Source organism: Euzebyales bacterium (assembly GCA_036374135.1).
Taxonomy (GTDB): Bacteria; Actinomycetota; Nitriliruptoria; order Euzebyales; family JAHELV01; genus JAHELV01.
In genome coordinates, this window is record DASUUK010000075.1 from 1 (window position 1) to 25506 (window position 25506).

Annotated in this window: 26 protein-coding genes; 21 read left to right on the top strand and 5 right to left on the bottom strand. The window is 70.5% G+C overall.

Translation table 11 applies throughout. The features are described 5' to 3' along the window. The 4 genes from VFZ70_13415 to VFZ70_13430 form a co-directional block, all read right to left on the bottom strand. Window positions 1–218: hypothetical protein (locus VFZ70_13415; GenBank protein ID HEX6256798.1), on the bottom strand; the 218-nt coding region annotated here is incomplete at its 3' end. 82 nt (window positions 219–300) lie between these two features. After that, the gene (locus VFZ70_13420) at window positions 301–525 is read right to left on the bottom strand and encodes a Flp family type IVb pilin (protein HEX6256799.1); all 225 of its coding nucleotides are present in this window, start codon (window positions 523–525) and stop codon (window positions 301–303) included. 132 nt (window positions 526–657) lie between these two features. Beyond that, window positions 658–1314 carry a response regulator gene (locus VFZ70_13425; protein HEX6256800.1) on the bottom strand — a complete coding sequence of 219 codons (657 nt, stop codon included), beginning with the start codon at window positions 1312–1314 and terminating at the stop codon, window positions 658–660. Between the two features lie 266 nt (window positions 1315–1580). Next, complete coding sequence (locus VFZ70_13430; protein ID HEX6256801.1) at window positions 1581–3257, bottom strand: HAMP domain-containing sensor histidine kinase; 1677 nt, start codon at window positions 3255–3257, stop codon at window positions 1581–1583. 348 nt (window positions 3258–3605) lie between these two features. On the opposite strand from VFZ70_13430, the gene VFZ70_13435 reads away from it, so the two are divergent. The 21 genes from VFZ70_13435 to VFZ70_13535 all read left to right on the top strand — a co-directional run bounded on the left by VFZ70_13435 (window position 3606) and on the right by VFZ70_13535 (window position 24525). Beyond that, window positions 3606–5024: a tetratricopeptide repeat protein gene (locus VFZ70_13435; protein HEX6256802.1), complete on the top strand. Its 1419-nt coding sequence runs from the start codon at window positions 3606–3608 to the stop codon at window positions 5022–5024. Then, the gene (locus VFZ70_13440; protein HEX6256803.1) at window positions 5021–5239 is read left to right on the top strand and encodes a hypothetical protein; all 219 of its coding nucleotides are present in this window, start codon (window positions 5021–5023) and stop codon (window positions 5237–5239) included. Before VFZ70_13435 ends, VFZ70_13440 begins: the two co-directional genes overlap by 4 nt. A 128-nt stretch (window positions 5240–5367) precedes the next feature. Beyond that, the gene (gene thrS, locus VFZ70_13445; protein HEX6256804.1) at window positions 5368–7353 is read left to right on the top strand and encodes a threonine--tRNA ligase; all 1986 of its coding nucleotides are present in this window, start codon (window positions 5368–5370) and stop codon (window positions 7351–7353) included. After that, window positions 7350–7895, top strand: a complete 546-nt coding sequence (locus VFZ70_13450; protein HEX6256805.1) for an HIT domain-containing protein — start codon at window positions 7350–7352, stop codon at window positions 7893–7895. Before thrS ends, VFZ70_13450 begins: the two co-directional genes overlap by 4 nt. A gap of 39 nt (window positions 7896–7934) precedes the next feature. Further along, window positions 7935–8522, top strand: coding sequence for a CDP-alcohol phosphatidyltransferase family protein (locus tag VFZ70_13455; protein HEX6256806.1), 588 nt, complete (start codon window positions 7935–7937; stop codon window positions 8520–8522). Between the two features lie 40 nt (window positions 8523–8562). Continuing rightward, entirely contained in the window at window positions 8563–9567 is a 1005-nt protein-coding gene (locus tag VFZ70_13460) for a phosphatidylinositol mannoside acyltransferase (protein ID HEX6256807.1), read from the top strand. Continuing rightward, window positions 9564–10676 carry a glycosyltransferase family 4 protein gene (locus tag VFZ70_13465; GenBank protein ID HEX6256808.1) on the top strand — a complete coding sequence of 371 codons (1113 nt, stop codon included), beginning with the start codon at window positions 9564–9566 and terminating at the stop codon, window positions 10674–10676. Before VFZ70_13460 ends, VFZ70_13465 begins: the two co-directional genes overlap by 4 nt. A 77-nt stretch (window positions 10677–10753) precedes the next feature. Continuing rightward, a complete protein-coding gene (locus VFZ70_13470) occupies window positions 10754–11320 on the top strand; it encodes a LemA family protein (protein HEX6256809.1) in 567 nt (188 codons plus the stop codon). A 211-nt stretch (window positions 11321–11531) separates the two neighbouring features. Next, window positions 11532–12347 carry a DUF3048 domain-containing protein gene (locus VFZ70_13475; GenBank protein HEX6256810.1) on the top strand — a complete coding sequence of 272 codons (816 nt, stop codon included), beginning with the start codon at window positions 11532–11534 and terminating at the stop codon, window positions 12345–12347. Window positions 12348–12490: 143 nt separating this feature from the next. Continuing rightward, window positions 12491–13411: a pyridoxal 5'-phosphate synthase lyase subunit PdxS gene (gene pdxS, locus VFZ70_13480; GenBank protein ID HEX6256811.1), complete on the top strand. Its 921-nt coding sequence runs from the start codon at window positions 12491–12493 to the stop codon at window positions 13409–13411. A gap of 31 nt (window positions 13412–13442) precedes the next feature. Then, window positions 13443–14147, top strand: coding sequence for a pyridoxal 5'-phosphate synthase glutaminase subunit PdxT (pdxT, locus tag VFZ70_13485; GenBank protein HEX6256812.1), 705 nt, complete (start codon window positions 13443–13445; stop codon window positions 14145–14147). A 29-nt stretch (window positions 14148–14176) separates the two neighbouring features. Further along, window positions 14177–14929: a YebC/PmpR family DNA-binding transcriptional regulator gene (locus VFZ70_13490; GenBank protein HEX6256813.1), complete on the top strand. Its 753-nt coding sequence runs from the start codon at window positions 14177–14179 to the stop codon at window positions 14927–14929. A gap of 187 nt (window positions 14930–15116) precedes the next feature. Beyond that, window positions 15117–15740: a crossover junction endodeoxyribonuclease RuvC gene (ruvC, locus tag VFZ70_13495; protein HEX6256814.1), complete on the top strand. Its 624-nt coding sequence runs from the start codon at window positions 15117–15119 to the stop codon at window positions 15738–15740. Next, complete coding sequence (gene ruvA / locus VFZ70_13500; GenBank protein ID HEX6256815.1) at window positions 15737–16327, top strand: Holliday junction branch migration protein RuvA; 591 nt, start codon at window positions 15737–15739, stop codon at window positions 16325–16327. Before ruvC ends, ruvA begins: the two co-directional genes overlap by 4 nt. After that, window positions 16324–17370 (top strand): Holliday junction branch migration DNA helicase RuvB, encoded by a 1047-nt coding sequence (gene ruvB / locus VFZ70_13505; protein ID HEX6256816.1) that lies wholly within the window; start codon window positions 16324–16326, stop codon window positions 17368–17370. The genes ruvA and ruvB overlap by 4 nt, the downstream gene beginning before the upstream one ends. Before the next feature lie 268 nt (window positions 17371–17638). After that, window positions 17639–17953 (top strand): preprotein translocase subunit YajC, encoded by a 315-nt coding sequence (gene yajC / locus VFZ70_13510; protein HEX6256817.1) that lies wholly within the window; start codon window positions 17639–17641, stop codon window positions 17951–17953. A 22-nt stretch (window positions 17954–17975) separates the two neighbouring features. After that, window positions 17976–18734 carry an HD domain-containing protein gene (locus VFZ70_13515; GenBank protein HEX6256818.1) on the top strand — a complete coding sequence of 253 codons (759 nt, stop codon included), beginning with the start codon at window positions 17976–17978 and terminating at the stop codon, window positions 18732–18734. Window positions 18735–18784: 50 nt separating this feature from the next. Continuing rightward, window positions 18785–20266 carry a protein translocase subunit SecD gene (secD, locus tag VFZ70_13520; GenBank protein HEX6256819.1) on the top strand — a complete coding sequence of 494 codons (1482 nt, stop codon included), beginning with the start codon at window positions 18785–18787 and terminating at the stop codon, window positions 20264–20266. A gap of 118 nt (window positions 20267–20384) precedes the next feature. After that, the gene (secF, locus tag VFZ70_13525; GenBank protein ID HEX6256820.1) at window positions 20385–21389 is read left to right on the top strand and encodes a protein translocase subunit SecF; all 1005 of its coding nucleotides are present in this window, start codon (window positions 20385–20387) and stop codon (window positions 21387–21389) included. A 63-nt stretch (window positions 21390–21452) separates the two neighbouring features. Continuing rightward, a complete protein-coding gene (locus tag VFZ70_13530) occupies window positions 21453–21986 on the top strand; it encodes an adenine phosphoribosyltransferase (GenBank protein ID HEX6256821.1) in 534 nt (177 codons plus the stop codon). A 136-nt stretch (window positions 21987–22122) separates the two neighbouring features. Further along, on the top strand, window positions 22123–24525 hold the full coding sequence (locus VFZ70_13535) for a bifunctional (p)ppGpp synthetase/guanosine-3',5'-bis(diphosphate) 3'-pyrophosphohydrolase (protein ID HEX6256822.1): 2403 nt from the start codon (window positions 22123–22125) through the stop codon (window positions 24523–24525). 27 nt (window positions 24526–24552) lie between these two features. On the opposite strand, the gene VFZ70_13540 is transcribed toward VFZ70_13535, so the two are convergent. Next, window positions 24553–25401: a TrkA C-terminal domain-containing protein gene (locus tag VFZ70_13540; GenBank protein HEX6256823.1), complete on the bottom strand. Its 849-nt coding sequence runs from the start codon at window positions 25399–25401 to the stop codon at window positions 24553–24555. Window positions 25402–25506: the final 105 nt, after the last annotated feature.

Genomic DNA, 25506 nt, shown 5'->3' on the forward strand with positions numbered 1-25506 from the left:
GCCGTCAGGGCGTTGGACACGGCCGTGACGGCGTTCTGGATGCCGTTGGTCAACGGCGGCAGCGCCATGATGATCAGCAGGACGATTGCGCCTGAGATCACCGCGACCTCAATGGTTTCGAGACCATTCTGCGTATGCAGGCGTGCCGTCCACGCGGGGGTGTCGCGGAACGGGCCCGGCCCGCCGGGGGGCACGGAACCAGCCGTGTCGTCGTCCATGGCACATCCGCCTGTGCCCCCTCAAACGGACTCCCTCATGACGATGGGCGCAGCCCTCCGCTGCGCCCGGCACCGCGACGGCTCAGTTGACGTTGCCCGCGGCGGTGGTCAGCTGGTTCGCGATCGCCTGGAAGATGGCCTGCACCGGGCCGGCGGGGCCCTGGATGAGCGCAAAGGCGGCGACGATGATCGCGGCGACCAGCGCGGCGATCAGCGCGTACTCGATGGCTTCGATGCCCCGGTCGGACCGGAGTCGGGTGCGCAGCGGCGCGGTGAACGTCAGCAACGCGAGGTATAGAGCGGTCATGGTGAATGTCTCCGAGGTGGTGTGACAGTGATGTGACAAGACCCGCTACAGCCACGGCGGATCTGACCTTGCGCGCCAGTCTCGGAGCCGGCGTCACAGCCTTCATCATCAATTCTGATGAAGGGGCCCCCATCAGTGGGTCACGGGTGGCTCCCACCTGGCCTGTTGGGCACGTGCGACGGCGGCCAGTTGAGAGTTGACGCCGAGCTTTCCGAGGATCGAGCGGATCTGCGTCCGGATGGTCGCCACCGAGACGACCGATTCCTCGGCGATCGTGTCGGCCGCCTTGCCCTGCATCAGCTCGCCGAGCACCTCGGCCTCGCGTGCCGTGAGGTCATGGAACACCCGCAGCTGCTGATCCCGTTCGGCACGATGCAGGCGGAGCTGGGACAACAGCTCCTCGCGCTCGTGGCGGGTCATCAGCTGTTCCCCGCGCAGCGCCGCGTGGATCTGCTCCAGCAGCTCGTCGAAGCTGACCGACTTGTTGATCACGCCGACCGCGCCCTCCTCGAGGCACTGGGCCAGGACCAGGGGGTTGCGCTCGCCGGTGAGCATGACCACGTCGAGGCCCGCCGCGCTCATCGGCTCGATCAGGCCGAACGCCACGCCGACGTGGTCGCCCAGATCGAAGTCGAGCAGCAGCAGCCCGGGCGCGTTGGCGATCGCCTGTTGCGTCAGGTCCTCGCGATCGTCACTCCACACCCGCACGACATCGACGTCCTCGGCCTTGAGCGTGAGCTGCAGGCTCTGTGCGAGCAGCTCGTGGTCCTCGATCATGATCACACGCATTGCTTGTCCGTCTCCGCGCTCGTTCCCTCACGTGCGCAGTCTCTGCCCACGATCCGCTGTATACATGGGCCATGGAGGTGCACGACGCGACGAGGCGGCTGCTGATCGCGGTGGAACCACGGCTGCTCGCCGACACGCTGGCGCGTGCGTTCGCAGATGACTACGACGTTCTCGTCGCAGACACTGCCACATGGCACACCGATCCCGCCACCGCGCAGCACTTCACCGCGGCCATCGTCACCGAGGAGCCGCTGCCCGAACGGATGTCAGTCGATCGGGTCCTCGTGCTCGCGGCGCCGAGCCCGAGCCCGGACGTCGGCGTGCTCCGCACCCCCCAGGGTGAGTGGTCGGTGACCGTTGGCGGGCTTGCCGCCCTCGCCGCCGTGCTTGACGGGCCGGAGTCGCCCGCTGTCGGTGAAGGATGACGCCGTAGCCGTGGGACCGGCCGGTACGGCCATGATGAACGCCGCGCCCCCGTCGGCGGCATCCTCGACCCACAGGTTGCCGCGCTGCTGCTTCATCAGCTCGCGGGACACATAGAGACCCAGGCCGCTGCCCGGCGCGTGGGATGCCCGTCGGCCGCGTTCGAAGATCTCGTGACGCATGTCCTCAGGAACGCCGGGGCCGCGGTCCTCGACCGAGACGAGGATGTGATCGTCTCCGAGGGTCGCGCGCACGGTGATCGGGCCACGCCCGTGGATCCGGGCGTTGATCAGCAGGTTCTGCAGCACCTCGGCGAAGTCGGCCGGCTGCCCGTACGCGACGAGGTCGCCCGGCGTCGACGCCGACACCTGCGCTCCTTGTGCACGGGCCAGCTCCAGCTGTGGCGAGATGATGTCGGCCAGCCGGAACGAAACCGGGTGGTTGGTCCCCGCCGACGCGCCGACCAGCCGTTGCAGGCGGCCGATCTCGCTCGACACCGCCACCGCGAGGGACTGTCGGGTCTCGTCGTCGAGGTTCTCGCGGAACCGTTCCAGTGTCTGCGTCGCGCCCTCGATGGCGGTCAGCGCGTTGCGGGCCTCGTGGGCCATCTCCTGCTGGTGCTGCTGCGCGGCACGCAGGGACGCACTGGTCGACAACGTGTCGACGGTCGTCTGCAGCAGGCGGCTGCTCTGACTGGCGAACATGGTCTGCAGCTCGCGGGTCACACCGATGACGGCGTAGAGCAGCGCGATGGAGCGGATGAGCGCTGAGCCCAGTGGCAGCACCTGCCCGGTCGGCAGCACGCTGGTCAGCTCGGCAAGGGTCAGTCCGAACATCGTCAGGCCGTACCAGGCGAACAGCAGCCGTTGGTCGCGCATGCCGCGCAGCACGTAGATCGTTGCGAAGGTGGCCCACGCCACCCCGATCGCCGTCGAACCTGTCCCTGGGCCGAACAGCACCTGCGCGGCGAGAGCATCTTGCCCGACCCGCAGCAGCAACAGGATCGCGATGCTGATCGCGGTGAACCCGACGATCGCCAGGCCGAAGGTCCGCCCCGGCCGTAGCCGCGCGTCCACCTCCGGCGACCGCAGGACATGGGCGAACAGCGCGAGCGAGACGAGCAGGCTCGCGGGCCGCACCCAGTCGACCTGTTCACCGAGTGCGACAGGCAGCAGTTGGGCCAGGGCGATCGACAGCGCCGCGTAGGTCCCGACCGCGGTGCCGAGCCACAACGCTCGCGCGTCTCCGGCAAGGCGCCAGCGCACGACCAGCAGCGTTGCGGCCACGACGCCGAGGGCACCCGCGCTGAGCTCGAAGCTGGCAGCCAGCGTGGTGAGCTCGTCCCGCGCCGTAGCGGATGCCTGCAGCACGAACACCACGGCCGTGAGCACCACGAGACCGAAGCCGGCAATGAAGAACGGCCGCCCGGTCGCATCCGGGCGGGCGTTGATGATGCCGCGGCGGTCCCGCCCCCGGTAGGGCACGGCATCGTCGCGCGTGTATTTCCTGGGCTTGGGCACGAGGCGATCCACGAGGATTCGACGGCGTGACTGGCGCTATCGACCGGCACATGTCGCCGATCTCCGCATGTTGTATCGGCTGTCGTCGCGCCCGAGTGCATTGTCACCGTGGCCATGTGGACAGTCCCGCCGGCGCACGGCCCGTGGCTCGACCCACGGCTCGACCCGGACGGCGTGGCGTCGCCATCGCCCACCGTCACCCGACGCGCGCGCCGTCATCGCGCGCGTGTCGACGCTCCGCGCCAAGCCGACAGATGACATCCACACCAGACGCATCACGGATTACAATCCGCTGCAACGTGTGCGCAGGTCGTGCATGGGACATCAGGTCGGTGTGAGCGCGAACGGATGGAGAAGCCCATAAGGTCCGAGCACGCGTCCGGCCGGCGTGCCGATCGACGGGCGCTGGTCGAGATCGACGACCTCATCGACGATGGCATCTACGATGCTGCGAGCGTGCTGGCCTGGGAGGTTCAGCGCATCGCCCCCGGCGACCCGGCCGTCTGGCTGCTGCTGGCGCGCATCGATTACCTGCGCGAGCGGTTCGCCGCCGCGATGTACGCCGCGCGCATGGCGACGCGACTCGACCCGTCGTCGTCGGAGGCATGGCTCGCGCTGGCGATGACGGCTGTCACCCGCGCGCGCTGGCGCACCGAGGGCCTCGACGCCGCGCTGCAGGCCACGGCGCTCGCACCCTCGGATCCGCGCGGCTGGACGGTCCTGTCACAGCTGCACCTGGCCGGAGGTGCCGTCTACGATGCCGCGGTCGCCGCCGAACAGGCCATCCGTGTGGATCCGAATGACCGCGGCGGCCATCTGATGCTCGGTGAGACGGCGCTCGACGCCGGGGAGCTGGCGCACGCCGAGGCGGCGTTTCGTCGTGTGCTCGAGCTCGACAGCGAGGACCCCGACGCGCTCGAGGCGCTCGCCGAGGTGCTCGACGCGAGAGAGGTCCACGAGGTGGACCCGTCACCACGCGACGACGCACCCGACACCGGACGGGAGACCGCCGCGCCGGCCGACGCAGGCCACGTGCCCACGGACGCGGCGACGCGATCCGAGCTGGTCGGTCGGCGCATCGCCGCGCTCGCGGTCGCCGGCAGCGTGGTCGTGGGGCTGCTCGCCGGACTTGCGATCCCCGGACTGGGGGTCGTGCGCGGACTGATCGGCGGCATCGCGGTCGCGTTGATGTGGATCGCCGTCGGACCGGTCCGTGACCCGCGCCGCGACCGTCCGGTCAGCGTCGCGCAGGACGTCGATGACGCCCCCGAGCCCAGTGGTCGGCGATGGCGACCGGCGAGATCGCTCACGCGCGAGCTGGCGTCTGGGCAGGAAACGGCAGATCCTGGCGCCGGCCGGTCGGCCGCGTCCGGTGGCGCCCGTGGGGAGGATGCCGAGGTGCCAGCCCCGACGGGCACGGGTTCGGCGCTGGCGGTTCCGGGGTCCGCCGCTGAACAGCTGCCCGATTCGCGCGAGGAGCTGATCGAGCTCAGTCGCGAAGGCCTCGCGGAATCCGATGTCGAGCTGGCGCACGCGGCGGCGTCACGCCTCGACGCCGTCGCGCCCGACAGCGCGGAGGCACACCGGGCACTCGGAGCCGTGGCCCTCGCCGAGCAGGACTACGAGCAGGCGGCCCTGCACTACCGGCGGCTGCTGGAGCTCGAACCGGGCGACCGGGAGGCCACCGAACGGCTCGAGGTCATCGGCGACACGCCGGAACGCCGCGTCTCGCGGCTCACGCGCCGGGGGCAGTGGAGCCGGCGGTGAGCGCCGGGGACTGGTGCGTGGTCACCGTGCTGCCGCACATGGCCGCAGTGCTGGCGCGGGGCGCCCTGCTGGCGGAGGGCGTCGAGGCGCAGTTGGGTCGCGACGCGCTCGGTGCCGTCTACGGCCTCGACAGCGGTGGGCACGCCACCCGTGTGCTGGTGCGCACCGGTGACGCGGCGCGGGCCAGGCAGCTGCTGGCGGACCTCGACACCTGATCGTCGTCCGCACCGGTGTGGGTGGCCCGTGCCAGCCGGTCGCAGCCGCGCCACGGCTATCCTGCTACACGCCCGCCGGCGCCGGGGCGCCAGGGCCTCCACGCATGCCGACCAACGAGGTGATCATCGTGTCCAGCATCGTCGTCGCGCTGCCCGACGGGCGGACCGAGACGGTCGAGGCGCCCACCACGGTCGCCGACGCGCTGTCGGTGCTCGAGGCGCGGCGCGGGCAGGTGATCGCCGCGCTGGTCGACGGCGAGGAACGGGATCTCGACGCTCACCTGACGGCGTCGGCGACGGTCGAGCCGGTGCGGGCGGACAGCGACCGCGGGCGTCAGATCCTGCGCCATTCGGTCGCCCACGTCCTGGCCCAGGCTGTGACGGACCTGTTCCCTGACGCCAAGTTCGCCATCGGGCCACCCATCGCCGACGGCTTCTACTACGACTTCGACGTCGCCACGCCGTTCACGCCCGACGATCTCGCGCGCATCGAGGCCCGCATGCACGACATCGTCCGCGAGGCCCAGACGTTCGAGCGGCGGTCGCTGTCGCGTGGCGAGGCGCTCGAGCTGTTCGCGGACCAGCCCTACAAGCGGGAGATCATCGAGGCGGTCGACGCCGACGAGGGTGCCGTCGGCAGCGAGGTGAGCGTGTACGCCAACCTGCGTGCCGACGGCACCGAGTGGGTGGACCTGTGCCGCGGTCCGCACCTGCCGTCGACCCGCTGGGTGCCGGCGTTCGCGCTGCAGCGCGTCGCCGGCGCGTACTGGCGCGGCGACGAGTCCAACCGGCAGCTGCAGCGCATCTACGGAACCGCGTGGGAGTCCGGCAAGGCGTTGCGCGCCCACCTGGAGCGGCTCGAGCAGGCGCGCGCCCGGGATCACCGCAAGCTCGGACGCGAGCTCGACCTGATCAGCTCGCCGGAGGAGCTCGGCACGGGGCTCACGCTGTTCCACCCGAAGGGCGGTCACATCCGCCTGGCCATGGAGGACTACAGCCGCCGGACGCACCTGGAGCGAGGGTACGAGCCGGTCTACACCCCGCACGTGGGCCGCAGCACCCTGTGGGAGACGTCAGGGCACCTCGACTTCTACGCCGAGGGGATGTTCCCGCCGATGCGGATGGCTGACAAGGGCCACGGCGAGGTCGGTGACTACTACGCCAAGCCGATGAACTGCCCGTTCCACGTGCTGATCTTCCGCAGCGGCACGCGCAGCTACCGCGAGCTCCCGCTGCGGCTGGCCGAGCTCGGCACCGTCTACCGCTACGAGCGCTCCGGCGTGGTGCACGGGCTGCTGCGTGCGCGGGGGTTCACCCAGGACGACGCGCACATCTTCTGCACCGACGAGCAGGTGGTCGACGAGGTCGTCGAGGTCATCGACTTCACGCTCGCGCTCTACCGCGACTTCGGCTTCGTCGACGGCCCCTCGCGCGTCGCGTTGTCGACGCGACCGCCCAAGGCGGAGACCGTCGGTACCGACGAGGGCTGGGCGCACGCCGAGGCGGCGCTGGCCGAGGCGCTGGACCGGTCGGACCTGGAGTACGTCGTCGACGAGGGTGAAGGGGCATTCTACGGCCCGAAGATCGACTTCCAGGTGACCGACGCGATCGGACGGTCCTGGCAGCTGACCACGATCCAGGTCGACTTCAACCTCCCGCAGCGCTTCGGCCTGCGCTATGTCGCCCCGGACGGCAACGCCCGCCAGCCGTTCATGATCCACCGGGCGCTGTTCGGCTCGCTCGAGCGGTTCTTCGCCATACTCGTCGAGCACTTCGGCGGCGCGTTCCCGACCTGGCTCGCGCCGGTGCAGGCCGTCGTCGTCCCGATCGGCGAGGCGCACCAGGACTACGCGGTGCACGTCGGCCGGCGCCTGGCGGCCGCACAGGTGCGCCTGGACGTCGATCGCAGCGACGACACCCTGGGCGCGAAGATCCGTCGCCACCAGATGGACAAGGTGCCCTACCAGCTGATCGTCGGTGACGCGGAGGTCGACGCGGGCACGGTGGCGGTGCGCGCGCGCGACGGGCGCCAGCGCAAGGGCGTCGACGTCGCGACGTTCGTCGACGAGATCACCGCAGAGATCGCCGAGCGGCGCGGGGGCGGCTCGGCGTGAACGCCGACCCGGCGGACGTCGCCGGCAGCGAGCAGCGCCTCGACACGCTGCAGCGGCTGTGGACGCCCTGGCGGGCGGCTTACGTCACCGACCCCGACGCGTCGTCGCACGGGTGTCCGTTCTGCCGGCTGCCCGGACGTGGGCGGGAGCACGACGAGCAGGCGCTGATCGTCCACCGCGGTACCAACGTGTTCGTGATCCTCAATGCCTTCCCCTACAACCCGGGACACCTGATGGTCGTCCCGTTCCGACACACCGATGACTACGTGGGCCTGACGGACGCGGAGCTGCAGGAGATGGCGTTGCTGTCCCGACGCGCTGTCCGCGTGCTGCGGCGCACCGTGGGCGCCCACGCCTTCAACCTGGGCATGAACCTCGGCGGTGTCGCGGGGGCGGGCATCGCCGACCACGTGCACCAGCACGTCGTGCCCCGCTGGGGCGGTGACACCAACTTCATGCCCGTCATCGGCCAGACACGCGTGCTCCCCGAGCTGCTGGCCGAGACGTACGCACGTTTGGCTCCGGCCTTCGCCTCTGCATGAGGCGCTACGCTGCCAGTCGAGGCATCCCGTCGAACAAGAGTGTCCGCCGTGGTCATCAACGCGCACGCCCGCACTGCAACCGACCGTCTGGTCGTGCCCATCGGGCGCAGCCTCGCCCGGCTGGGTGCGACGCCCGACGGTCTGACGACGTTCGGCGTGGTCGCGACGCTGGCCGGAGCCGCGGTGGTGGTGTCGGGCCACCACCTCGTCGGCGCGTTGGTGCTCGCCGTGGCCACGGCTGCGGATGCGTTGGACGGCACGGTCGCCCGCTTGCGCGACGGCGCCACCCCCTGGGGGGCGTTCTTCGACAGCGTCAGCGACCGCGTGAGCGATGTGGCGCTTTTCGGTGCCGCGCTGTGGGTCGTGCGCGGCGACGCCGTGCTGTTCAGCGTCGGTCTGGTCGCGCTCGCCGCGGCGGTGGTGACGTCCTACATCCGGGCCAAGGCGGAGTCGCTCGGCTGGGAGGCGACCGTCGGCCTGCTCGAACGTCCCGAGCGTGTGATCGTGCTGATCGCGGGCATCGGCCTCGGTCTGTTGACCCTGGCCCTGTGGGTGCTGGCGATCGGTGGGTCGATCACCGTGGCACAGCGGCTGCGGGCCGTGCGAGGCCAGGCCGTCGCGCGGTGACGGTGGCGCGCACGGTCCCGAACGGCCGACGGCGATGGCGGTGACCGACAGGACCGACGCACGGCCGTCCGCGTACCGGGGCACGGGGATGCCCGGCAGGGGGGTGGACCGCCGGCCCGGCGCTGCCGGGCGGGTGCCACCGCGCCGTCCCGACACCGCGCGGCAGCGCGCGGTCGGCGCGATGTGGCTGGCCGCGTGGCAGATCGTCCGGTGGCTGCCCGAGGCGGCTGCGTTCGGCGTCGCTGACGTCGCCGGGCGGGTCGCCGCGTGGCGTGGTGGGGCCGGCAGCGAGCGTCTCCGCGCCAACCTGGGCCGTGTGGTCGACCGTGATGCCCTGGATGCCGCGGTGGTCGACGCCCACCGGTCGTACGCGCGCTACTGGGTCGAGGCCTTCCGGGCCGCGGACATCGGCGAGGACGACATCGCGCGGCGCGTGACGACCGACGGGTTCGAGCACCTCGATTCCGTGCTTGACGAGGGCCGCGGTGCCGTCGTGCTGCTCGCCCACCACGGGTCTTGGGACATCGCCGCCCGTTGGGCGGAGGTCCACGGCTACCACCTCGCCGTCGTCGCCGAGATCGTGCGACCGCGCAGGCTGTTCGCCCGGTTCGTCGAGTTGCGGGAGGCCATGGGGTTGGAGGTCGTGCCACTCGAGCCGCGCGCACGCATCGGCGGCCGTGGCATCGGCCCACGGCTCGGAGAGGTGCTCGCCGAGAACCACCTCGTCGGCCTGCTGACGGATCGGGATCTGTCGGGCCGGGCACCACTCGTCGACTTCTTCGGCTCGCCGTGCCGCATCCCCATCGGTGCGACCGTGCTCGCCAGGCGCCATGACGCGCCGATCGTGCCGATCACGATGTTGCAGCGGCCGGGACGCCGGTGGCACCTCCAGGTGCTGGAGCCGCGCCGCATCCACGACATGGAGATCCACGACGCCCAGCAGCAGGTGGCCGTCGCGCTCGAGGAGATCATCCGCCTGGACCCCACGCAGTGGCACGCCTTCCAGCCGATCTGGTCCAGACCGACCCGGTCGGACGGCCCGTGAGGATCGCACTGGTCTGCCCGTACGACTGGAGCCGCCCCGGCGGCGTGCAGGCGCACGTCGCCCAGTTGGCGACGCACCTGTCGTGCAGGCACGAGGTCGCGGTGTTCGCACCGCACCGGCGGGGCGCACCACCGGCCTTCCCCGCGCCGGCGGTCGTCGACGTCGGGCGCCCGACGCCGTTGCCCTACAACCGGTCGGTCGCGCCGGTCGCGATCGCGCCCACCTCCGCGGCGCGGGTCCTGCGGCAACTCCGCCGGTTCGCGCCGGACGTGACGCACGTGCACGAGCCGCTGTCGCCGCTCGTGTCGTCCACAGCAGCGGCGCTGGGGCGCCATCCGGTCGTCGCCACCTTCCACTCGTGGTCCGACAGCGACCGCCTCTACCGCCTGATCGCGCCCGTCGGACGACGCGTCGTCCGACGGCTCGATGCGTGCGTGGCGGTCTCACCCTCGGCGCAGGTCTACGCGGCCGAGGCGCTCGGCGTGCCGATCGGTGCGTTCCGGGTGATCCCCAACGGCATCGATGTCGGTGGCTTCGTCGCCGAGCCGATCGACGCCCTGCGCGACCCGGAGCGGCCACTGCTGCTGTTCGTCGGCCGGCTCGAACCACGCAAGGGTCTGGACGTGCTCGTCCGTGCGTTCCTCCGCGTGCGCGCCGCCATGCCGACGGTGCGCCTTTGTGTGGTCGGTGAGGGCGCGCAGCGCGAGCGCTGCCAGCGGATGATCCCCGGCTCGATCCGCCACGACGCGTTGTTCGTCGGTCACGTCGACGAGGCCGAGAAGCCGCGGTACTTCGCGAGCGCCGACCTGTTCGTCGCACCGAACACCGGTGGTGAGTCGTTCGGCATCGTGCTGCTCGAGGCGATGGCTGCCGGACTCCCGATCGTCGCGAGCGACATCGCGGGGTTCCGCAACGTCATGCGCGACGGGCAGCAGGGCCGGTTCGTGGCCCCCGACGATGCTCCCGCGCTGGCCGAGACGATCCTGACCCTGCTGTCGAACGACAAGCTGTGCCACGCGATGGCCAGCGAGGGCCGACGCCACGCCGCCGAGTTCGACTGGGGCGTCGTGGCCACCCAGCTCGAGGAACTGTACGAAGCTGTCGCCTGATCCGGTCGGCGGCGTTGCCCGATGGACGCGGCGTCTACGTACAATCGGGGTCCCGGTCATCACGAAAGGTCGGTCCGATGTCGACGCTCGCCATCATCCTGGTCGCGATCCCCCTCATCCTCGTGGTCGTCGCCCTGGTCTGGGCGGTCGCGGGCTACAACGGGCTCGTCACGCAGCGCAACCGCGTGCAGAATGCGTGGTCGACGATCGACGTCCAACTCAAGCGGCGCTACGACCTCATCCCCAACCTGCTGGAGACCGTCAGGGGATACGCGGAGCACGAGCGCGACGTGTTCACCGCGGTCACCGCAGCGCGCTCCAGCGCGATGGAGGCGCACGGGGTTCGGGAGAAGGCGGACGCCGAGAACGAGTTGTCGCGGGCGCTGTTCGAGCTGCGCGCGACGGCCGAGGACTACCCCGAACTGCGTGCCAGTGAGCAGTTCGGGAAGCTGGCGGACGAGCTGACGAACACCGAGGACCGGATCTCGTTCGCGCGTCAGGCCTACAACGACACGGTCAACCGCTACGACACGAAGCGCCAGCGGATCCCGACGAACATCATCGCCAACCTCGCCAACTTCGACGCGTACGAGTACTTCGAGGCCGACACCGACAGCCGCACGCCGGTCCAGGTCAAGTTCTGACGCCGCACGATCGACTGCACGGCCGGTGGTGTCAGCGCGTCGGCGTGCGCTGACCACCCTCGTGGCGGCGCTCATCGTGGTGTCGTGCACGGCGCCCGGCCCTGCCGACCGGGTCGCGCCGACGCCATCACGTGCGGCCAGGCGTGACCACGCGCCCACGCCGACCCGGCCGGCGGCGACGCCGCCGGCCGGCCCGGAGCGGTCCGCGCGGATGTTGGCGGTTCCGGTGCGCGTCGACGGACCATCGGCGTCGCTGGCCGGGTTGAACTCCGCCGACACCGTCGTCGAGTACCCGCGGCGGCGGGCGGGGACCGCGGTCGTCGCGCTCACCCGCGAGACCGGGGGCGTGGTCGGGCCGCTCCGGGATGCGACGGCGGACGACGTCGCGGTCGCCCGCGCCTGGGACGCCGCGATCGTCACGACCGTCGCGCCGGTCTCCGCACGGCGGAGCGGCGCGGTCGTCGCGGAAGAGGGTGCGCCGCCCGGCGTCGTCGTGCGCGATCCCGCACGGCGGGCTCCGCACAACGCCTATGCGGTCATCGAGGAGGCGCGCGCGCTGCGGCCGTCGCGTCGGGAGCAGGCCGACGAGGCTGGTGGCTGGCCGACCGGTCCGCCGCCGGTTGCGGCCGGTCGGCCGGTCACCGAGATCGTCGTCGCGGCCGGGGCGTCCGCGCGCGCCCGATGGGCGTACGACCCCCGCAGGGGCGCCTGGATCCGTGGTGCCGCAGGCGGCGACGCGCCGGCATCGCAGATCGACGGCGTCGCCGTGGCCGTGGGCACCGTCGTCGTCGCTGAGACGAGCCGGGGCACCGGGTGGCGGGGCGCTGGCCCCGCCGTGGTGCTCAGAGCCGGGCGTCGCCACACCGCGCGATGGGTCGCCGAGGCACCCGGATCGCCGCCGGACATCGAACAGGCGGACGGCACGCCGTTCCCGATGGCCGGCACGGTGTGGCTGCACCGGTGTCCGACCCCGTGCGCGCAGCAGATCGCACCCTTGACGCGGCGCCCGGACGGTGCCCCACGATAGGCTCGAAAGGGACGCATCAGGTGTCCCCCAGCCGTCACGACGCCGGGGGATGAGCGTCCACATCCCAGCGGCAGAGCCCGTCGCGCACCCACCGTGCCGGGACGTGGCTCCGCCGCACACCGCACGTGCGTGAAAGGCCGGCAATGACCGATGCAGCAACGCCCGCGACCGCCGCCGGGACGCCGCAGCGTGGCACCGACCGGGTCAAGCGTGGCCTGGCCGACATGCTCAAGGGCGGCGTGATCATGGACGTCGTGACCCCCGAGCAGGCACGGATCGCCGAGGAGGCGGGCGCCGTGGCGGTCATGGCCCTCGAGCGGGTCCCCGCCGACATCCGCGCCGACGGCGGCGTCGCGCGCATGAGCGATCCGTCGGTGGTCGACGCCATCATGCAGGCCGTGTCGATCCCGGTGATGGCCAAGGCCCGCATCGGCCACTTCGTGGAAGCGCAGGTGCTCGAGTCGCTGGGTGTGGACTACGTCGACGAGTCGGAGGTGCTGACCCCGGCCGACGAGGCCCACCACATCGACAAGCACGCGTTCACCGTCCCGTTCGTGTGCGGCGCCACCAACCTCGGCGAGGCGTTGCGACGGCTCGCCGAGGGCGCGGCGATGATCCGCTCGAAGGGCGAGGCCGGCACGGGCGATGTCAGGGAGGCCGTCCGCCACATGCGGGCGATCACGACGGGGATCCGGCGGCTGACCGCCATGTCGCCCGACGAGCGCTACCGCGCCGCGAAGGACCTGCAGGCCTCCCACGACCTGGTCGACGAGGTCGCGCGGACCGGCAGGTTGCCCGTCGTGCTGTTCACCGCCGGAGGCATCGCGACGCCCGCGGACGCCGCGCTGATGATGCAGCTCGGTGCGGACGGCGTGTTCGTCGGGTCGGGCATCTTCAAGTCCGGTGACCCGGCCAAGCGTGCCCGCGCCATCGTGGAGGCGACCACCTATGCCAACGACGCCGAGATCGTTGCGAAGGTCTCCCGCGACCTCGGCGCGCCGATGGTCGGCATAGCGAACGAATCGCTGGCCGAGGGACAGCGGCTCGCCGGTCGTGGCTGGTGACGTGCGGCTCGGTGAGGTCGCACGACGCCGGGTGACTTCTGTGACCCCTGACCACCACCGGCAGCGGGCGCGGCTCCCCGGTCAGCCGCTGATCGCCGTCGACGACGAGCGTCCGCTGAGCACGCTCGGCCCCGTCGTCGGCGTCCTCGCGCTGCAGGGTGACGTGCTCGAGCACGTCCGCATGCTGTCCCTGGCGGGCGCGCGGGCCGTCGCCGTGCGTCATGCCGAGCAGCTCGACGACCTCGACGGCGTGCTGCTGCCAGGCGGCGAGTCGACGACGATCGGCACCATGCTCGAGCGCTTCGGACTGCTCGAGCCCCTGCGGGCCCATCTCACAGCGGGCCTTCCGGCACTCGGGACGTGCGCGGGTGCGATCCTGATGGGGACCGAGGCGCTGCTGCACGACGGGACCCACAGCGACCAACCGCTGCTCGGCGTGATGGACACCACCCTGCGGCGCAACGCGTTCGGACGACAGGTCGCCAGCTTCGAGGGCACGCTCGACGTCGAGGGCATACCCGCGCCGGGGTTGCGCGCCGTGTTCATCCGAGCGCCCTGGTTCGAGCGTCTCGGTCCGGACGTCGAGCCGCTCGCAGAGGTCGACACACCGCTCGGTGCTAAAGTCGTGGTCGCGCGCGCGGGACACCTGCTGGCCGCCGCCTTCCACCCCGAGCTCACCGGCGACCCGCGCCTGCACGCGCTGTTCGTCGACGTCATCCGCGCGCGGCAGCGCTGATCCACCGTACCAGCCGAAGAGGAGCAGCTGTGTCCGGGCACTCCAAATGGTCAACGATCAAGCACAAGAAGGGCGCTGCCGACGCGAAGCGCGGCAAGCTGTTCGCGCGGTTGATCCGCGCCATCGAGGCGGCCGCGCGCGACGGTGGTCCCGACCCCGACGCCAACCCCACGCTGGCAACCGCGGTGCAGAAGGCGAAGGACAACTCCGTCCCCAAGGACAACATCGAGCGGGCGCTCAAGCGTGCCGCCGGACGCGACGGCGGCGGCGTCAGCTGGGAGACGGTCTACTACGAGGGGTATGCGCCCGGCGGCGTGGCGATCTACGTCGAGTGCCTCACCGACAACCGCAACCGCGCCGCGAACGACGTGCGGGCGGCCTTCAACAAGCACGGTGGTGCGCTGGCCGAGCCGAACGCGGTCAACTACCTGTTCACGCGCACCGGTGTCGTCATGGTGCCGGCCGGCGAGGTCGACGAGGACGACATCCTCATGGCCGGACTCGAGGCGGGCATCACCGACGTGGTGGTGGAGGGTGACAGCTACCGGATCACCTCCGAGCCCGCCGACGTCAACGGGGTGCGCGAGGCGCTCGCGTCGGCCGGCGTGCCGATCGAGTCGTCGGAGTCGACCATGCTGCCCAGCGTGAACGTGCCCGTCGCCGAGGAGAGCGTCGCACGCCAGGTGCTCCGGCTGGTCGAGGCGCTCGAGGACTGCGACGACGTGCAGAACGTGTACGCCAACTTCGACATCCCCGACGAGGTCCTCGAAGCCGTCGCGTGACGGTTGCACAGGATGACGGTCCCGTCGTCCGCTCGACGGCGCCCGGCGGCCGAACCGTTCGAACCGCCGGCGCCCGTCACGACGTGCGGACGCTGAGGCGCCGGCCGTGCTAGGGTCCGGAACGAACATGCGTTCGCCTCATGCCGCAACACCGCGTGGCATGGTGAGGAGTGGGATCGTGCGGGTGATGGGCGTCGACCCCGGTCTCGCACGCTGTGGCGTCGCGATCGTCGAGGGCGATGTCCGGGCCAGCGCGCTCGTCGCCCACCACCTCGTGCGCACCGCGGCGGACGACGCCGACGAGCAGCGCCTCGCCGCCGTGCACGATCAGGTGGTGGACCTGGTCGCCACCCACCGGCCCGACGTCCTCGCGATCGAGCGCCTGCTGTTCAACGCCAACGCCCGGTCGGCGATGGCCGTCGCGCAGGCGGTCGGTGTCATCCTGCTCGCGGCCGCGCACGCCGACCTGCCGGTGGTCCACTACACACCCACCCAGGTCAAGGCGACGGTGACCGGCCACGGCGACGCGGACAAGGCCCAGGTCAAGTACCTCGTGCAGGCGCAGCTGCGCCTCGATCGTGCGCCGCGCAGTGCCGACGTCGCGGACGCGGCGGCGGTCGCGCTGTGCCACATGTGGCGCAGCGGAGGCATCGCGTCGGACACCGCACTCCAGGGCGCGGGGTACGCCACCCGGCTTGCCGCAGCGATCGCCGCGGCGGGTCCGGGCGCGCAGGTCGTGCAGCGAGCCGGTGGGAGCGAGACAGGGGTGAGGGCGAGCGTCAGCGAGCCGCTGGGCGGGGAGTGTGCATGATCGCGCGGTTGCGGGGCCAACTGGTCGACGTCGACGTGTCCGGTGTCGTGGTCGACGTGTCCGGTGTCGGGTACCGGGTGCTCGTACCGGCCGGCGCGTTCCCACAGCGGTTGGGTGAGCAGGTCGTCATCCACACCCACCTCGCGGTCCGGGAGGACGCACTCACGTTGTTCGGGTTCCCGGACATCGACGCACTGCGCCTGTTCGAGCGGCTGCTGGGGATCAACGGCATCGGACCGAAGCTGGCGCTGTCGGCCCTGGCCACGCTGGGCGCCGGCGGCCTCCGCGACGCGATCCTGGCGGAGGACACCAAGGCGCTGGTGACGGTGCCCGGTCTGGGCCGCAAGACCGCGCAGCGGTTGATCCTCGAGCTCGCCGGCACGCTGACCTCCGACCGCACGGGCGCGGGAGCGCCGCCACCCGCCACCGACGACGATCCCCGCGCGGAGGTGCGCATTGCGCTCGCGTCGCTCGGCTACGAACCGTCCGAGATCACGCGCGCGCTGCAGACGGTCGGCGACGGCGGCGCACAGGACGCCGAGACGCTGCTGCGCCGGGCCCTGCAGGTACTGGCGGCCGCACGATGACCGGTCCCGCGGGCGCCGACGACCAGGAGATCCTGACCGGTCAGCCAATCCAGGGCGACCGTGAGCTCGACGCGTCGCTGCGCCCCCGGCAGCTCAACGACTTCGTGGGGCAGGAACGGATCAAGGAGCAGCTCGCGCTCGTGATCGAGGGTGCACGTGCGCGGGACGGCGCCGTCGATCACCTGCTGTTCAGTGGACCGCCCGGGCTGGGCAAGACCAGTCTCGCCGGCATCGTCGCCGCCGAGATGGGTGCCGACATGCGTGCGACCAGTGGGCCCGCACTGGAACGTGCCGGCGACCTCGCGGCGATCCTGTCCAACGTCGCGCCTGGGGACGTGCTGTTCATCGACGAGATCCACCGGCTGCCGCGCGCGGTCGAGGAAATCCTGTATCCGGCGATGGAGGACTTCTCCCTGGACATCGTGATCGGCAAGGGCCCTGGTGCGCGCGCGATCCGCCTGCCGCTCCCACCGTTCACCCTCGTCGGCGCCACCACCCGTACCGGGCTGATCACGTCGCCGCTGCGCGACCGGTTCGGGTTCTCGGCACACCTCGAGTTCTACGGCGCCGTCGACCTCGCCGAGATCCTGCTGCGCAGTGCCGCGATCCTCGGTGTCGAGGTCGAGCGACCGGGCGCCCGGCAGATCGCCGCGCGCAGCCGGGGCACCCCGCGCATCGCCAACCGCCTGCTGAAGCGCGTCCGTGACTACGCCGAGGTGCGGGCCGGCGGCGTGGTCAACGCCGACGTCGCGGCCAGCGCGTTGGAGCTGTTCGACATCGACGGTCGCGGTCTGGATCGGCTGGACCGTCGCGTGCTCGACGCGCTGTGCCGCCACTTCGCGGGTGGGCCGGTGGGCCTGTCGACGCTGGCGGTCGCGGTGGGGGAGGAGTCGGACACGATCGAGGACGTCGTGGAGCCGTTCCTCGTGCAGCAGGGGCTGCTGGCGCGCACGCCCCGCGGCCGCGTGGCGACGCGGAGCGCGTTCGCGCACCTCGACGTACCGGCGCCCGATCCCGACACGACGGTTTCGCTGTTCGACTGACGGGCGGGAGCCCACCGGGCGTGAACGCAGGAACGCAGCGTGTCGACACGCGCGCCGTCGTGCTGTCGCCCGCGCCCGCCATGGTCGTCGAGGACGGCGGGTGCGACGGTGGCGGTGGGGACGTTCGCCGTGGCGGCCTGCGCTATTGTGGTGAGCCCGCAGGCTGCAGGCGGCCGCGGGCTTTCGCATGGTCGTCGCCGGGATCGTTCCACCAGGAACAGGTCACACGCGACGCGACGACGCGCAACCGTCCCAGATCGAAGGCGTCATGGAGATCTCGCATCTAATCGCTCAGCAGTCCGGTGGGGGGCTGGGTCAGTTCATCCCGATCCTGCTCATCGGTGCGCTCTTCTACTTCCTGCTCATCCGTCCTCAGCAGAAGCGGGCACGTGCGCAGCGTGAGTTGCACGGCTCGATCGAGATCGGCGACATGATCGTCACGATCGGTGGCCTCCACGGTACGGTCAAGACGGTCGACGAGGGGACCGTGCGGCTCGAGCTGAACCCCAGCACGGTCGTGACCCTGTCGAAGCAGGCGATCGCGCGTCGTGTGGTGCCGTCGAGCGCCGACGCCGAGGAATGAGCGATCGTTCACTGGATGTGACGTGGACACCGAGCTGCTGACGAACCCGGACGGCGTCCCGGTCGGCGGCCGCACGGAGAGCGGTCACGAGCAGGTCGAGCCAACCGGTGGCGACGAGCGCATCCGGCTGCTGCATCGCGTGCGCGAGCACGCCATGATCAGCGCCTTCATCGACGCGGCCGACGAGTTCCTGGACGCTCAGGGCTACACCGAGCACGGGCGTCGTCATGCGAGCCTGGTCGGGCACATCGCGTACAACGTGCTCACGCACCTCGGACACGACGACAGGTCGTCGGAGCTCGCCGCGGTCGCGGGCTACCTGCACGACGTCGGCAACGTCGTCACGCGGACGAACCACGGCATCTCGTCGGCGTTCCTGGCCCTCGACGTCCTGCGCGGGCTCGACGTCCCGCCGCGCGACATCGCCCACGTGATGAGTGCGGTGGGCAACCACGAGGAGCACTACGGCGAATCGGTCTCGACGATCGGCGCGGCCGTCATCCTGGCCGACAAGTCCGACGTCCACCGCAGCCGCGTACGCAAGAACGCATCGATCGAGATGGACATCCACGATCGCGTCAACTACGCGGTCGAGTCGAGCTTCCTGCGCGTCGACCCGGCGGCGCACACCATCACGCTGGAGCTGTCGATCGACACCAGGATCAGCCAGGTCCTGGAGTACTTCGAGATCTTCCTCGAACGCATGGTGATGTGCCGCCGTGCCGCACGGACCCTCCGGTGCGACTTCAAGATCACGGTCAACAACGTCCCGGTCCTCTGAACGGGGTCTGAGATGATGACGTCACTCAACGAAGCGGTAGGACGCACCTCATGAGCAGGCAGGCACTGATCGTGTCGCTGGTCGCGTTCGTCGTCGCGGTCGGCGCCATGTGGGGCGTCATCCTCACGCTGGGGTGGCAACCGCAGCTCGGTCTGGACCTGCGCGGCGGCGTCGCGATCACGCTGATCCCGGCCCCCAACCAGCAGGAGGTCGACGAGAAGCTCGACCAGACGGTGTCGGTCATCCGTCAGCGGGTGGACGCGCTCGGGGTCGCCGAGCCCGAGATCGCGCGCCAGGGCGAGACGATCCAGGTGCAACTGCCCGGTGTCGCCGACCAGGAGCGCGCCGAGGACGTGATCGGCCGCACCGCCGTGCTGCAGTTCCGGCGTGTGCTCGAGGTGCTCCCGCCGGATGCGCCCGGGTATGAGGACGCAGGGGACTGCGACGCGTTCGTTGACGCGCCTCCACCGGCCGGCGAGGAGGTCGTGCTGTGCGGGCAGGATCCGCTGGCTCCGGACGCCGAACAGGACGCCGAGTCCGCCGCCGTGCCGCAGATCAAGTACCGGCTCGGCGTCGTCGAGGTCGGTGGTGACGACGTCGAGGACGCCACCGCCGAGCTCGAACAGACCGGTCTGAGCTGGTTCGTGTCGCTCGACTTCTCGCGCGCCGGCGACCAGGCGTTCCAGCAGCTGACGGGTGAGCTGGCGTGTGAGGAGCTGGGATCGCCGACCCGGCAGCTCGCGATCGTGCTGGACGGTCGTGTGGAGTCGGCGCCCGAGGTCGCGCAGGACGTCGCCTGCGGTCAGGGGATCAGCGGCGGCGGCATCATCACCGTCGGCGGTGAGCAGGAGGCACGCGACCTGGCGGTCGTGCTGCGCACCGGAGCCCTCCCGCTGCAGCTGGAGTTCGCGCAGTCCCAGTCGATCTCGCCGACGCTGGGTCGTGATTCGCTCGTCGCGGGCCTGCAGGCCGGCTTCATCGGACTGCTGCTCGTGGCGCTGTACATGATCGCGCTGTACCGGGGTCTTGGTGCGCTCGCGGTGCTCGAACTCGTGATGTTCGGTGTGATCGTCTACGGGCTGATCATCGTGATGGGCAACACGGTCGGGTTCACGCTCACGCTGGCCGGCATCGCCGGTGTTATCGTCTCGATCGGCATCGCAGCGGACTCGTCGATCATCTACCGGGAGCGCTACCGTGACGAACGCCGGGCGGGTCGGACGGTCCGCAGCGCCGCCGAGCACGCGTTCGGCAAGGCGTTCCGCACCAACCTGACCGGCAACACCGTGTCGTTCCTCGCGGCGGTCGTGCTGTGGTTGCTGGCGGTCGGCCCGGTCAAGGGCTTCGCGTTCACCCTGGGGCTGTCGACGTTGATCGACACCTTGCTGTTCGCGACGTTCACCAGGTCGACGTTCGGCCTGCTCGCGCGGTCGCCGAGGCTGGCGAACGCGTCGTGGACGGGCCTGCGCACCGTGGTACCCGTCAACGACAACCGCAACCGCCGCCAGCGGCAGAAGGTGAAGTCGCGATGAGCGCGCGGCAGCGCGGTCATCGGGCAGGCCGGGGGGCAAGCTGCTCGCGTCAGCGAGGAGGTTGGGCTATGACCTCACGAGGTGGCACCTCGACCATCGGCAGCGGGAGGACGTGCACGTGACGACGACGACGGCGGAGGGCACCGGTTCGCGCGTGCGCCGGTTCTTCGAGGGTCAGACCGACTTCGACATCGTCGGCCGGTCGCGCATGTGGCTGATCGTCACGCTGATCGTGCTGGCCGTGTGTGCACTGGCACTGGGGGTGCGGGGACTCAACTTCGGCATCGACTTCACCGGCGGCACGTCGATCATCATCGAGGACGCGTCGGTGTCGTTCACGGCCGACGATCTCCGCGACGCGTTGGGAGGGCTCGGCGTCGGCGAGGCGAGCGTCCAGCTGACGACCGACGGCGCGGGCGCCCTGATCTCGACGACGGCGTTGGACGAGGTCGCGGGCGTGCAGCAGCGCGAGGTCATCGGTGCACTCGCGGAGCTCACCGGCACCGACCGCGAACGCATCGAGGTCAGCTCGATCGGGCCGCGCTGGGGCCAGGAGATCAGCCGGCAGGCAGTCGAGGGACTGATCGTGTTCCTGCTGCTGGTGACCGTCTACATCTCGATCAGGTTCGAGTGGCGGATGGCGATCGCCGCGCTGCTCACCCTGCTGCACGACGTCGCCGTCACGATCGGCATCTACGCGCTGGTGGGGTTCGAGGTTACACCCGCCTCGGTGATCGCGTTGCTGACGATCCTCGGCTACTCGCTGTACGACACGGTGGTGGTGTTCGATCGCATCACCGAGGACACCCAGCAACTGGGTTCGAGCGCCTCCCGGACGTACTCCGAGGTCGCCAACGAGTCGTTGAACAGCGTGCTTGTGCGGTCGCTGTCGACGTCGGTCACGTCGCTGCTGCCGGTCGGCGCGCTGCTGTTCATCGGCGCGCAGCTGTTGGGTGCGACCACGCTGGAGGACCTGGCGCTGGCACTGTTCATCGGCATGGCCGTCGGCACGTACTCGTCGCTGATCGTCGCGACGCCCATGCTGTGCTGGCTCAAGGAGCGCGAGCCGCGCTGGGCGGAGCTCCGCCACCGTCTGGAGACGCGCCGAGGCAGGACGGCCTGACGTGGACGTCGGGTACGTCGTGGAGAGCGACGCGATGATGACGCGCGCAGGAGGGTGCGACCGTTGAGGATCCAGTTCGACGCGACGATCCTGGCGGATCACGTGCGGGACGTGCCGGACTTCCCGACCGACGGGGTGACGTTCAAGGACATCACGCCGCTGCTGGCGAACCCGACGGCGTTCTCGAGCGCGGTCGACGCGATCGTCGTGAGCTTCGGTCGTGGTTCGATCGACAAGGTCGTCGGCATCGAGGCGCGCGGGTTCATCGTCGCCACACCGGTGGCGTACCACTTTGGGGCGGGCTTCGTGCCCATGCGCAAGCAGGGTAAGCTCCCGCGCGCCACGTATGACAAGACCTATGAGCTCGAGTACGGCACGGAGACGATCGAAGTGCACGCCGACGCGTTCGCCGCTGGTGACCGCGTGCTCATCGTCGATGACGTGCTCGCGACCGGGGGAACGGCGGCGGCGGCGTGTGAGCTGGTCGAGCGTGCCGGTGGGCAGGTCGCCGGATTGGCCTTCCTGGTCGAGCTGAGCTTCCTCGAGGGCGCGGCGCGGATCGCCAGGTACGACTACACGAGCCTGCTGACCTACTGATCGGGGGGGAACGCCCGCGGCCGGCGCCGTGCGACGGGCAGTCAGATGAGGCTACGTAGCGTGACGTCGTTGTTGGGTCGTTCGGGCCCTGGCTATCATGGTCTTCGAACAGCCCGGCAACGAAGGATCGTTGGGCGTGGATGATGGTGTAGCGCACTCGGAGGGCCGCAGCGCGGCCGACATCATCAGTGCACACCACGATTCCACCGCTCTCGAGATCACCCAGCCGCTGCCGCGGATCACCAGCGGCGGCGTGGCTGCATCGAGTGTCCAGGACCGGCGCGAGGCCGCCGAGCTGATCGAGGGGCTGCCGCGCGCCCGACCGTCCGGCGTCAAGGCCGTCCTGTCGCGCCTGCCGTTCGACATCGGCCTGCAGGTCCCCGAGCTGCTGCAGCCGTTGGTCGGCAAGCTCAAGCAGCACTCGCCGAAGGTCGACGTCCGTGAGGTCGTCCGCGCGTACATCTGCGCGGAGCGGGCCCACGAGGGCCAGATGCGCAAGTCCGGCGACCCCTACATCATCCACCCGGTCGGGGTCGCGGAGACCCTGGCCGAGCTGGGCATGGACACGCCCACGATCGTCGCCGCGCTGCTCCACGACACGGTCGAGGACACCGTCATGAGCTCCGCGGAGCTGGCGGCCGAGTTCGGTGACGAGGTCGCGATGCTCGTCGACGGGGTCACCAAGCTCGACAAGGTGCAGGTCAGCTCCTCGCTCGAGCGTCAGGCCGAGTCGCTGCGCAAGATGCTGCTGGCGATGGCCCGCGACTACCGCGTGCTCCTGATCAAGCTGGCCGACCGGCTGCACAACATGCGCACCCTGCACCACATGCCGCGGCACAAGCAGGAGCGGATCGCCGACGAGACGCTGCAGATCTACGCCCCGCTCGCGCACCGCCTCGGCATGCAGAACTTCAAGTGGCAGCTCGAGGATCTGGCGTTCCAGACGCTGCACGGCAAGCGCTACGACGAGATCAAGGCGATGGTCCGCGAGCGCCAGCCCGAACGGGACCGCTACCTCGATCGGGTGGTCGGCGACGTCGAGCAACTGCTCAAGGGCGTCAAGATCAAAGCCGACGTCAGCGGTCGGCCCAAGCACTACTACTCGATCTACGAGAAGATGGTGCGGCGCGGCAAGGAGTTCTCCGACATCTACGACCTCGTCGGCATCCGCGTGATCGTCGACAGTGTCAAGGACTGCTACGGCGCGCTCGGCATGATCCACTCGCGATGGCATCCGGTCCCGGGCCGGTTCAAGGACTACATCGCGATGCCGAAGTTCAACCTGTACCAGTCGCTGCACACGACGGTCATGGGTCCTGCCGGCATGACGCTGGAGGTGCAGATCCGCACGCAGGCGATGCACCGCACGGCCGAGTTCGGCGTCGCCGCCCACTGGAAGTACAAGCAGGCCAGCCGCTCGGAGCAGTCCGAGGCGCAGTGGCTGACGCAGATGATCGACATGCACCAGACCACCGCGGAGCCCGACGAGTTCCTGTCGAACATCCGCCTGGACCTCGACGCCGACGAGGTCTTCGTGTTCACGCCCGACGGCGACATCAAGTCGCTGCCGAAGGGATCGACCCCGGTCGACTTCGCGTACGCCATCCACACCGAGGTCGGACACCGCACCGTCGGCGCGCGCGTCAACGGGCGCCTCGTGTCGCTCGAGTACGAGTTGCACAATGGCGAGACGGTCGAGATCCTGACGTCAAAGGCGCAGGAGGCCGGTCCCAGCCGCGACTGGCTCGACTTCGTCGGGTCGTCGCGTGCGCGGGCGAAGATCCGCCAGTGGTTCTCCCGTGAGCGCCGCGTCGACGCCATCGAGAAGGGCCGCCAGGCGCTGCGGGGCGAACTCGGTCGACAGAGCACGGGCTGGCGACGGCTGATGACCGGGTCGGAGCTGTCCGCTGTCGCGGCGGACATGAACTACCACGACCTCGACGCGCTGTACCGCGCGATCGGCGAAGGCCACCTGTCGGCCCAAACCGTGATCGGTCACCTCATCGGCAGGCTGACCGACGAGGAGGAGGGCGAGGAGATCCTTCCGCCGACGATCGTCGGCCCCCCGCCGCGGGACATCAACGCGGTGCTCGTCGACGGCCTCGACGATGTCATGGTCTCGCTGGCGCAGTGCTGCCACCCTGTGCCCGGCGACGACATCCTCGGGTTCATCACCCGCGGTCGCGGTGTCAGCGTCCACCGGTCGGACTGCACGAACGCCGAGGACCTGCGCAGGCAGTCGGACCGGCTGATCGATGTGACCTGGGACACCGGTGTCCTGGCGATGTTCCGCGTGACCATGCAGGTCGACGCTCTGGACCGCAAGCACCTGCTGCGCGACATCACGACGGTGCTCGGCGACCTGCACGTCAACATCCTGTCCGCCCAGGTGACGACCCGGCGCGACCGCGTCGCCAAGCTGCGGTTCACCTTCGAGCTGGCCGACATCGCCCACCTCGACCACATCCTGGCGCAGGTGATGCGCGTCGAATCGGTGTACGACGCCTTCCGCGTCATCCCCCGCAAGAACGGCGGCTGAGGCTCACCCGGGGGCAGTTGCCGACGCTCACCGATCCGGCTCGTCCGGCGGTCGCTGTCCGTCCGATCCACCCGCCGGTGGCTCCGCGCCCTGCAGGTTCGGCGTGTTGCCCGTCTCGGTCGCCTGTGCGATGTGCTCACGCCGTTCGATCTCGCGCTGCGCTTCGATCGCGTCGCGGTGGGCGGCCTCACCGGTCGCGCCCGTGCGACGATCGTCCAGCTCGGCGAGACGCTCGACCGGCCCGTAGACCATGAGCGTGTCGCCGGTGCGCACCAGGTAGCTGCCCTTGGGCGCGCCGAAGTAGTGGTCGCCGCGGATGATGCCCAGCACCAGCAGCCCTTCGTGGGACAGATCGAGCTCCGCCAGCGTCTTCTCGGTCATCCAGTCGTCCGTCTCGACCAGGAGCTCGGAGATCCCGTAGTCGCCGGACAGGCGGAGCATGTGCCCGTAGTCGCGGATGTCGACATCGGTCATGCGCTTGACGATCCCGGCGAACACGCGGGCCAGGGTGCGGTCCAGGGTCGGGATGCGCAGGATCAGCCACAGCACGAAGACCCCGCCGATGATCATGAGTCCGCGCTCGAATCCCGCGCCGAACCCTGACACGTTCCACATCGATGCGATCAGCGTCGCGATGATGGCCGCGCTGCCCAGGCTGCCGACCGTCATCAACATCATGACGATGCGCCGGCGCGCCGGATGGCTGACGACCGACTCCGACTCGTTGGTGGTGTAGCCCGCGCCCGACAGCGCCGACCGTGCCTGGAACTTGGCGATCGGTCGCGGGAGGCCCGTCGCGGTCAGTGCGATCGTGCCCAGCCGGCCGATGAGCAGCGTGAAGGCCGCCACGAGCAGCAACGAGACGACCTGGAACACCGTCGCTCCTTCCACGCTCCCGCGCGCCAGGTGAGGTTGTGCCGAGTGTGTCCGCGGCCGGCCCGTGGCGCCAGGGGTATCGTGCGATCGACCGACCGGAGACGA

Excerpts from the sequence above, each read along its gene's own strand:
- secD (HEX6256819.1), top strand. The coding sequence starts at position 18,785 with ATGAGCAGGCAGGCACTGATCGTGTCGCTGGTCGCGTTCGTCGTCGCG.
- pdxS (HEX6256811.1), top strand. The coding sequence starts at position 12,491 with ATGACCGATGCAGCAACGCCCGCGACCGCCGCCGGGACGCCGCAGCGT.
- VFZ70_13470 (HEX6256809.1), top strand. The coding sequence starts at position 10,754 with ATGTCGACGCTCGCCATCATCCTGGTCGCGATCCCCCTCATCCTCGTG.
- ruvB (HEX6256816.1), top strand. The coding sequence starts at position 16,324 with ATGACCGGTCCCGCGGGCGCCGACGACCAGGAGATCCTGACCGGTCAG.
- ruvA (HEX6256815.1), top strand. The coding sequence starts at position 15,737 with ATGATCGCGCGGTTGCGGGGCCAACTGGTCGACGTCGACGTGTCCGGT.
- ruvC (HEX6256814.1), top strand. The coding sequence starts at position 15,117 with ATGGGCGTCGACCCCGGTCTCGCACGCTGTGGCGTCGCGATCGTCGAG.
- yajC (HEX6256817.1), top strand. The coding sequence starts at position 17,639 with ATGGAGATCTCGCATCTAATCGCTCAGCAGTCCGGTGGGGGGCTGGGT.
- VFZ70_13435 (HEX6256802.1), top strand. The coding sequence starts at position 3,606 with ATGGAGAAGCCCATAAGGTCCGAGCACGCGTCCGGCCGGCGTGCCGAT.
- VFZ70_13475 (HEX6256810.1), top strand. The coding sequence starts at position 11,532 with ATGTTGGCGGTTCCGGTGCGCGTCGACGGACCATCGGCGTCGCTGGCC.
- VFZ70_13420 (HEX6256799.1), bottom strand. The coding sequence starts at position 525 with ATGACCGCTCTATACCTCGCGTTGCTGACGTTCACCGCGCCGCTGCGC.
- VFZ70_13425 (HEX6256800.1), bottom strand. The coding sequence starts at position 1,314 with ATGCGTGTGATCATGATCGAGGACCACGAGCTGCTCGCACAGAGCCTG.